General features: G+C 72.0%; 8 protein-coding genes and 2 pseudogenes. 4 read left to right on the top strand and 6 right to left on the bottom strand.

The window, feature by feature from the left end; genetic code table 11:
• On the bottom strand, positions 1 to 493 hold a 493-nt coding region (locus tag KN815_RS31840; protein ID WP_216345327.1), incomplete at its 3' end, for a DAK2 domain-containing protein.
• A gap of 265 nt (positions 494 to 758) precedes the next feature.
• On the opposite strand from KN815_RS31840, the pseudogene rpmB reads away from it, so the two are divergent.
• A pseudogene (gene rpmB, locus KN815_RS52610) lies at positions 759 to 869 on the top strand (50S ribosomal protein L28); the annotation flags it as partial.
• Between the two features lie 185 nt (positions 870 to 1,054).
• Here the strand turns inward: rpmB and thiD are convergent.
• Positions 1,055 to 1,885, bottom strand: a complete 831-nt coding sequence (thiD, locus tag KN815_RS31830) for a bifunctional hydroxymethylpyrimidine kinase/phosphomethylpyrimidine kinase (RefSeq protein WP_216345326.1) — start codon at positions 1,883 to 1,885, stop codon at positions 1,055 to 1,057.
• Positions 1,886 to 2,066: 181 nt separating this feature from the next.
• Entirely contained in the window at positions 2,067 to 3,035 is a 969-nt protein-coding gene (locus KN815_RS31825; protein ID WP_216345325.1) for a thiamine-phosphate kinase, read from the bottom strand.
• Between the two features lie 137 nt (positions 3,036 to 3,172).
• Between KN815_RS31825 and KN815_RS31820 the strand changes: the two genes are divergently transcribed.
• Positions 3,173 to 3,406 (top strand): Lrp/AsnC family transcriptional regulator, encoded by a 234-nt coding sequence (locus tag KN815_RS31820; protein ID WP_014055158.1) that lies wholly within the window; start codon positions 3,173 to 3,175, stop codon positions 3,404 to 3,406.
• A gap of 74 nt (positions 3,407 to 3,480) precedes the next feature.
• Positions 3,481 to 3,924, top strand: coding sequence for a DUF3515 domain-containing protein (locus tag KN815_RS31815; RefSeq protein ID WP_216345324.1), 444 nt, complete (start codon positions 3,481 to 3,483; stop codon positions 3,922 to 3,924).
• Positions 3,925 to 3,942: 18 nt separating this feature from the next.
• On the opposite strand, the gene KN815_RS31810 is transcribed toward KN815_RS31815, so the two are convergent.
• From KN815_RS31810 to KN815_RS31800, 3 genes are read right to left on the bottom strand one after another with little or no spacing between them, the layout of a single operon-like run.
• Positions 3,943 to 5,115: a D-alanine--D-alanine ligase family protein gene (locus tag KN815_RS31810; RefSeq protein WP_216345323.1), complete on the bottom strand. Its 1,173-nt coding sequence runs from the start codon at positions 5,113 to 5,115 to the stop codon at positions 3,943 to 3,945.
• 34 nt (positions 5,116 to 5,149) lie between these two features.
• Positions 5,150 to 6,151, bottom strand: coding sequence for an NAD(P)H-dependent glycerol-3-phosphate dehydrogenase (locus KN815_RS31805; protein ID WP_216345322.1), 1,002 nt, complete (start codon positions 6,149 to 6,151; stop codon positions 5,150 to 5,152).
• Positions 6,148 to 6,912: a lysophospholipid acyltransferase family protein gene (locus tag KN815_RS31800; protein WP_216345321.1), complete on the bottom strand. Its 765-nt coding sequence runs from the start codon at positions 6,910 to 6,912 to the stop codon at positions 6,148 to 6,150. The genes KN815_RS31805 and KN815_RS31800 overlap by 4 nt, the downstream gene beginning before the upstream one ends.
• A 171-nt stretch (positions 6,913 to 7,083) precedes the next feature.
• On the opposite strand from KN815_RS31800, the pseudogene cofC reads away from it, so the two are divergent.
• Positions 7,084 to 7,698 (top strand): annotated as a pseudogene (cofC, locus tag KN815_RS31795) (2-phospho-L-lactate guanylyltransferase); the annotation flags it as partial.
• Between the last annotated feature and the right edge of the window lie 211 nt (positions 7,699 to 7,909).

Here is a 7,909-nt window from a genome sequence, read left to right as displayed (position 1 = left end):
CCGCGCCCTCCGCGGCGGCCACGGCGACCGTAAGGACGGTGCCTTCGACGGGGTGGGCGACGGCCAGGTAGGCGAGGTCGGCCGCGCGGCGCAGCGCCAGCCGCAGCCCGTCCGCCTCGTCCGCGCCCGGGCTCCCCTGCGCCGGGCCCCCCTGCGCCGGACCGTCGGCCAGGACGTCCGCCATGCCGCGCAGAAGCTGCGCCAGGATCGTCCCGGAGTTGCCCCGCGCGCCGATCAGCGCGCCATGGGCCATGGCGCGCACCACATCGGCGAGGGTGGGGCGGGAGGCGGCGGCCGAGGCGGCGTGGCCGTCGAAGGCGGCGTCGACGGCCCGGGCGGCGGACTCGACGGTCAGATACAGATTGGTGCCGGTGTCCCCGTCCGCGACCGGATAGACGTTGATCGCGTCGATGTCCGCGCGGGCCCGGCCCAGCGCGTCCAGCGCGAGTCCGCACCAGGTCCGTACCGCATCGGCGTCGAGCGTGTGCGGCACGTAACGTCCTCCTCGGAGGGTGCTGGGGCGGGGGCGGGCATCGCGTCACCGCAGGGTAGTCGCCGCCCTCGGCGGGTGCCGGGCCAGCCATGATAGTTTCGTTGTACGGGAGTGGCCGTTGTATGCTGCTCCGGTTGCCCGATGCGAATCGGGCCATTCCCCCCAGGCGCCGCCGATCTTCCACGATCCAGGCAACGTCCGGGGCATCCGTTCAGTGTCCTGTCTCCTCGCGGGAAGCGAGGGTGACCCGTCTTTGGAGTAACCCGTGGCTGCCAACTGCGACGTCTGCGGCAAGGGGCCGGGCTTCGGCAACAACATCTCGCACTCGCACCGCCGCACCCGCCGTCGTTGGAACCCCAACATCCAGACGGTGCGCGCTGTGGTCGGTCGTACCCCGAAGCGGCTCAACGTCTGCACCTCGTGCATCAAGGCCGGCAAGGTTTCGCGCTAGTCGTCTAGTCGCACGGCCTCCCCGCGCGAGCGGGATCCGGTACGCCGAGGCCGGTCCACCATGGATGTGGACCGGCCTTTTCGCGTGCCCTCACGCACGCACCGCGTCCGTCATCCCCGCGACCACCCGTGGTCGACCGGGCCGATGCCCGCGCCCAGGGGGAAGCCCGCCGCGATGGCGCCCGTGACGTACTCCTTGGCCGCCGCGACGGCCTCAGGGACCTCGTATCCGCCCGCCAGATATGTGGCGATCGCCGCGGCGAGAGTGCATCCCGTGCCGTGCGTATGGCGGTTGTCGTGGCGGGGCGCCCGCAGCCAGTGCTCCTCGGTGCCGTCCGTGAGCAGATCCACCGCCTCGCCGCCGGGCAGATGGCCGCCCTTGATCAGCGCCCAGCGCGGGCCGTGGCCCAGCACCGCCCCGGCCGCGCGCCGCTGATCGTCCTCCGACTCCACCCGGACGCCGGTGAGCTGGGCCACCTCGTCCAGGTTGGGCGTGGCGACGGTCGCGGTCGGCAGCAGCTTCGTACGGACCGCGTCGAGCGCCTCGGCGGCCAGCAGCGGATCGCCGTGCTTGGAGACCCCGACCGGATCGACGACCACCGGCGCGGGCAGCTCCGCGAGCAGCGCGGCGACGGTCTCGACCAGTTCGGCGGTCGCCAGCATGCCGGTCTTGACCGCCTGGACGCCGATGTCGTCGGCCACACTCCGGAACTGGGCCCGTACGGCCTCGGCGGGCAGCTCCCAGGCGCCCTGGACGCCCAGGGAGTTCTGCGCCGTCACCGCGGTGATCACGCTCATGCCGTGGGCGCCCAGGGCCAGCATGGTCTTCAGATCGGCCTGGATACCCGCACCGCCGCCGGAGTCCGATCCGGCGACGGTGAGGACGCGCACGGGCGCCGAGCCGTCATGGGAGGGGCGGGGGATACGAGGAGGCTGGACCATGGGGCCGAATCTACTCGCCGCCCCCGCGCCCCCGATGTCCCCCCTCGCGCCCTTACCGCCGACGCGGGCTCCCTACCAACGACTCGACGCCCTTACGGCGGACTCGACGCTCTTACGGCGGACTCGACGCCCTTACCGCCGATTCGACGCCCCTATCTCCGACCCGGCGTCGCCCTTACCGTCACTCGGCACCCTTACTGTCGCCGAAGTGGTCCCACCCGCCATGGGCCCACGGGGCTCCGTCCACCGTCACCTGGGGCAGCGCCGAGGGGTTCAGCACCTCGCCGATCACCTTCCAGCGGGCCGGAAGCTTGGCGTCGGGCGGAAAGGTGGCCACGATCGCGTGGTCCTCTCCCCCGCTGAGCACCCACTGAAGCGGATCGACGCCCACCGCCTGACCGATGTCCGACATCTGCGAGGGGATGTCGATGTCCCCCGAGCGCAGATCGATACGGACCTTGCTGGCCTCCGCGATATGCCCGAGGTCGGCCACCAGCCCGTCGCTCACATCGGTCATGGCCGTCGCGCCGAGCCCGGCGGCGGCGGGACCGGCGTGGTACGGCGGCTCCGGCCGGCGGTGCGCCTCGACGAAGGCCCGCGGCGAGCGGAAGCCGCGTGAGAGCACCGCGTGTCCGGCCGCCGACCACCCCAGCCACCCGGTGACGGCGACAACATCGCCGGGCTGGGCACCGGATCGGGTGACCGGCTCATGGTTGCGCAGATCGCCCAGGGCGGTGATGGCCACGGTGATGGTGTCCCCGCGCACCACATCGCCGCCGACCACGGCCGCGCCCGCGACCTGGCATTCGTCACGGATGCCGTCCATCAGCTCGGCCGGCCAGGTCACCGGCAGATCGGCGGGGACCACCAGGCCGAGCAGCAGCGCGGTCGGCACCGCGCCCATGGCCGCGATGTCGGCCAGGTTCTGGGCCGCGGCCTTACGGCCGACGTCATAGGCGGTGGACCAGTCCCTGCGGAAGTGCCTGCCCTCCAGCAGGACATCCGTACTGGCCACAACCCTCCGGTCGGGCGCGGCCACGACCGCGGCATCGTCACCGGGCCCCAACCTCACCGCCGGGGTGGTGGTGAGCCGGGAGGTGAGCTCTCTGATGAGCCCGAACTCCCCCAACTCGCCCACGGTGCCCTTCATCCCATCGCCCCTTCGTGCTCGTGGCCGCTTGCCCGCCGCGCCGCGCTCCCCGCGCGGGTCTCCCCGCGCCGCATGGCGACGCGGTACCGTGGCGTCCCTTCTCCCCACATGATCCTCGTAGCCGCCCTGGAGGTTCCGTGGTACAGGCGTACATCCTGATCCAAACCGAGGTCGGCAAGGCCTCGACCGTGGCCGACGTCATCGCCAAGCTCCCCGGGGTGATACAGGCGGAGGACGTCACGGGCCCTTACGACGTGATCGTCCGCGCCCAGGCCGACACGGTCGATGAACTCGGCCGCATGGTGGTCGCGAAAGTCCAGCAAGTCGAAGGCATCACTCGCACCCTGACCTGCCCGGTCGTCCATCTCTAGCTCCCCCGTATGCTCGGCGGGTGAATTGCGCACACCGTAGTCTCACCCGAAGGCTCGTTCCGCTCTCCGCCACCATGGCGCTGGCCCTGGTGCCGCTGGCCGGTTGCTCCTTCATCGGGGATTCCGACGACAGCGTGGCGCTCGCGGTTCCCTCGCCGTCCGCACAGGCGGCGGCGGTGTGCCGGGCGCTCCACAAGGAACTCCCCACCACCGTGAACGGGCTGAAGCGGGGCACCACCAAGCCCGCCTCGGACTACACAGCCGTGTGGGGGGACCCCGCCGTGCGACTGCGCTGCGGGGTCCCCCGGCCGGCGGCCATGGGCTCCACGACCGATTCGGCCGGGGTGAACGGCGTCGAGTGGCTGCCGGAGAAGCGAAAGGACGGCTACCGCTTCACCACCGTACTGCGCCGGGCGTATGTCGAGGTGACCGTGCCCAAGAAGTACGCCCCCGAGATCAACGCCCTGATCGACTTCGCCGAGGCCGTCAAGAAGACGGTGCCCAAGGGCGTCGCCTAGGGGCCTGGAGCCCAGGTCCTAGCGCAGCCCCGTCGAGCGGCGCAGCGCGGCCTGAAGCAGCCGGTCCACCAGCTCGGGGTAGCTCACACCGCTCTCCTGCCACATGCGCGGGTACATCGAGATCGGGGTGAAGCCGGGCATGGTGTTGATCTCGTTGATCACGAACTCGCCGCTGTCCAGCAGGAAGAAGTCGGCCCGGACCAGCCCCTCGCAGGACGCCGCGTCGAAGGCGGCCACGGCCAGCTCCTGGACCCGCCGGGTCTGCTCCTCGGTGAGCGGCGCGGGCACGATACCGGCCGCCGAGTCGATGTACTTCGCCTCGAAGTCGTAGAAGGCGTGGGAGGAGACCGGCGGGATCTCGGCGGGCAGGCTCGCGCGCGGCCCGTCCTCGTACTCCAGCACCCCGCATTCGATCTCGCGGCCGCGCAGCAGCGCCTCCACGATGACCTTCGGGTCGTGGCGCCGGGCCTCCTCGATGGCCTCGTCCAGCTCGGCCGGGCCCTCGACCTTGGTGATGCCGATGGACGAGCCGGCCCGCGCGGGCTTCACGAAGAGCGGCCAGCCGTGCTCCGCGGCGAACTCCACGATCCTGCGGCGGGCGGCGGAAGGTTCCTGCTGCCACTCCCGGGGGCGGATCACCTCGTACGGGCCGACGGGCAGCCCGAAGGAGACGAACACCCGCTTCATGTACTCCTTGTCCATGCCCACGGCGGAGGCGAGCACCCCGGCGCCCACATACGGCACCCCGGACAGCTCCAGCAGGCCCTGGAGGGTGCCGTCCTCGCCGTACGGGCCGTGCAGCATGGGGAAGACGACGTCGACGTCGCCCAGCGCCTTGGGCACCGACCCCGGCTCGCTGTAGACGACCTCGCGGTTCCCCGGGTCGACCGGGAGGACGACCGAACCCTCGCCGGACTCGGCGAGCCGTTCGACGCTGGGCAGCTCGCGGTTGGCGATGGCCATCCGCTCGGGCTCGTCGGCGGTCAGCGCCCAACGGCCGTCAGCGGTGATGCCGATCGGCAGCACGTCGTACTTCTCGCGGTCGATGGCGCGCAGCACGGCGCCCGCGGTGACCACCGAGATGGCGTGCTCGGAGCTGCGGCCGCCGAAGACGACGGCGACGCGCGGCTTGTGCCGCCCGTCTCCGGAAGAAGCCGGGACAGGGCCTGGGGAAGGGGTCTGGCTGCTCATATCGCGTTGAGATTACCTTGCGGTCCGCGCGGCGTCAGTGCCGCTCGGCCTTGGCGCTGCGGGACATCAGCTCTTTGAGTGCGACAAGCGGCTGTTTGCCGTCGTGCACGATCTCGACGACGGTCTCGGTGATGGGCATGTCGACGTCGAAGCGGCGGGCGAGATCCAGCACGGACTCGCACGACTTGACGCCCTCCGCGGTCTGCTTGGTGACCGCGATGGTCTCCTCCAGTGTCATCCCGCGTCCCAGGTTGGTGCCGAAGGTGTGGTTGCGGGAGAGCGGGGAGGAGCAGGTGGCGACGAGGTCGCCCATGCCCGCGAGGCCGGCGAAGGTGTGCGCGTCGGCGCCCATCGCCAGGCCCAGCCGGGTCGTTTCGGCGAGGCCGCGGGTGATGAGCGACGCCTTGGTGTTGTCGCCGAGCCCCATGCCGTCGGCGATGCCCACGGCCAGCGCGATGACGTTCTTCACCGCGCCGCCCAGCTCGCAGCCGACCACGTCGGTGTTGGTGTACGGGCGGAAGTACGCGGTGTGGCAGGCGGTCTGGAGGCGGCGGGCCACGCTCTCGTCGGGGCAGGCCACCACGGAGGCGGCGGGCTGCCGGGCGGCGATCTCCTTGGCCAGGTTGGGCCCGGTGAGCACCGCGACGCGCTCCGCGGGCGCCTTGGCGACCTCCTGGACGACCTCGCTCATCCGCTTGGCCGTGCCGAGTTCGACGCCCTTCATCAGGGAGACCAGCACGGTGTCGGCGGCCAGCAGCGGGGCCCATTCGGAGAGGTTGCCGCGCAGCGTCTGGGAGGGCACCGAGAAGACGGTGAACTCCGCGCCGGCCGCGGCCTCGGCCGGGTCGGTGGTGGCCCGCACCCCGTCGGGGAGCCGTACCCCGGGGAAGTAGTCGGGATTGGTGCGGCCGGTGTTGATGGCCTCGACGAGACCGGGCCGGCGGCCCCACAGCGTCACCTCGCAGCCGGCGTCGGCGAGCACCATCGCGAAGGCGGTGCCCCAGGAGCCGGTGCCGAAGACGGCGCAGCGCGTCACTTGCTCTCCTCATCGGCCAGCGGGAGCGGCGGGCCGTCGGTGCTGGTACTGGTACTGGTGGGCCGGTCGGGCCGGTGAGCGGGCGCGGGCTCGCCGCGCACCTCGGAGAGGAGGTCGGTGATGGCTTCCATGATGACGTCGGTGGCCGCCCGGAGGACCTCCGCGGTGGGCTCCTGGCCGTAGAACCCGGACAGGTCCACCGGCGGGCCGGCGAGCACCTTGAGGGTCTTGCGCGGGAAGAGGCGGACCCGCTTCTTCTTGGCGTACGGCGGCACGGCCTCGTTGGCGCCCCACTGGGCGACGGGGATGACGGGGGCCTTGGTGACCAGCGCGACCCGCGCCGCACCGGTCTTTCCGCGCATGGGCCACATGTCGGGGTCGCGGGTGAGGGTGCCCTCGGGGTAGAAGGCCACGCACTCGCCCTTGTTGATGGCGTCCACGGCGGCCCGGAAGGCGTTGGCGGCGTCGGTGGACTCGCGGTAGACGGGGATCTGGCCGGTGCCGCGGAGCATGGCGCCCATGAAGCCGCCCCGGAAGAGGGCGGCCTTGGCGAGGAAGCGCGGCACCCTGCCGGTGTTGTACTGGAAGTGCGCGTAGGAGAGGGGGTCGAGATACGAGTTGTGATTGATCGCGGTGATAAATCCACCGTCGGCCGGAATGTGCTCCATTCCGTGCCAGTCCCGCTTGAACAGAACCACCAGCGGCGGTTTGCACAAGACCGCTGCCGTGCGGTACCAGAAGCCGATTCTGCGGCCGGACACTCGGAACATCCTCTCTTGGACCCTGCTGACCTGCTGGCTTGCTGTCGTCCCCGGCAGCCGCACAAGTGTCGCTCCAGGCAACCTGTCTGTCGAGAACACCGTAACCCCGCACGTCTTCGGCGAGCCGGGCAGCAGGTCAGAATGAGGCCCGTGGGAAGAAACGGAGCCCCTGTGACCTGGACCCTCGTGGTGCCGCTGAAGCCCTTGTCGCGGGCGAAGACCAGGCTCTCCGACGCCGCGGGGGACGGCCTGCGGGCCTCGCTCGCGCTGGCGTTCGCGCAGGACACGGTGGACGCGGCGCTGGCGAGCCGCTGGGTGCGGGGGGTGACCGTCGTCACCGACGACCCGCTCGCCGGACGTGAGCTGTCCGCCCTCGGCGCCCGGATCCTGCCCGACTCCCCGGGGCGCGGGCTGAACGCGGCGCTGACGCACGGCGCCCTCGCCGTCCGCGGGGAGCGCCCGGGGGCCGCCGTGGCGGCGATGAACGCCGATCTCCCGGCGCTGCGGACCGTGGAGCTCGACTTGGTGCTCGAGGCCGCTTCCGGCTTCTCTCGCGCCTTTGTGGCGGATGCCGCGGGGGTGGGCACGACCCTCCTCTCGGCGGCGCCCGGCGCCGACCTGGCGCCCGCCTTCGGGGGCCCCTCACGGGCCCGGCACCGGGCGTCGGGGGCGCGGGAGATCGAGCTGGCGGGGGTGGACTCGGTGCGGCGCGATGTGGACACGGCCGGGGATCTGCGCGCGGCGGTGGCCCTGGGCGTGGGCGCCCGCACCAGGGCTAGGCTGGCGGACATGCAGGGAACCGCCTATACGTACGACCCCGAGACCCGCGCCGGCAGCGTGCTGCTCGACGACGGCACCCCGCTGCCGTTCGACACCGCGGCCTTCGACGCCGGGGGGCTGCGGATGCTGCGCCCGGGCCAGCGGGTGCGGATCGAGGTGGCGGGCGAGGGCGAGCAGCGCCGGGTCGTCCTCGTCACGCTCCAGACGTTCTGAACGG

Origin of the sequence: Streptomyces niphimycinicus, from assembly GCF_018883605.1 — a bacterium.
GTDB lineage: Bacteria > Actinomycetota > Actinomycetes > Streptomycetales > Streptomycetaceae > Streptomyces > Streptomyces niphimycinicus.
Note: the sequence above shows the minus strand (reverse complement) of the source record. Positions and strands in the feature narration are given on the sequence as shown.

Bases quoted from the DNA above. Each gene is read 5' to 3' on its own strand.
- KN815_RS31815 (WP_216345324.1), top strand. From the start codon at position 3,481: ATGGCGCTGGCCCTGGTGCCGCTGGCCGGTTGCTCCTTCATCGGGGAT.
- thiD (WP_216345326.1), bottom strand. From the start codon at position 1,885: ATGGTCCAGCCTCCTCGTATCCCCCGCCCCTCCCATGACGGCTCGGCG.
- KN815_RS31825 (WP_216345325.1), bottom strand. From the start codon at position 3,035: ATGAAGGGCACCGTGGGCGAGTTGGGGGAGTTCGGGCTCATCAGAGAG.
- KN815_RS31810 (WP_216345323.1), bottom strand. From the start codon at position 5,115: ATGAGCAGCCAGACCCCTTCCCCAGGCCCTGTCCCGGCTTCTTCCGGA.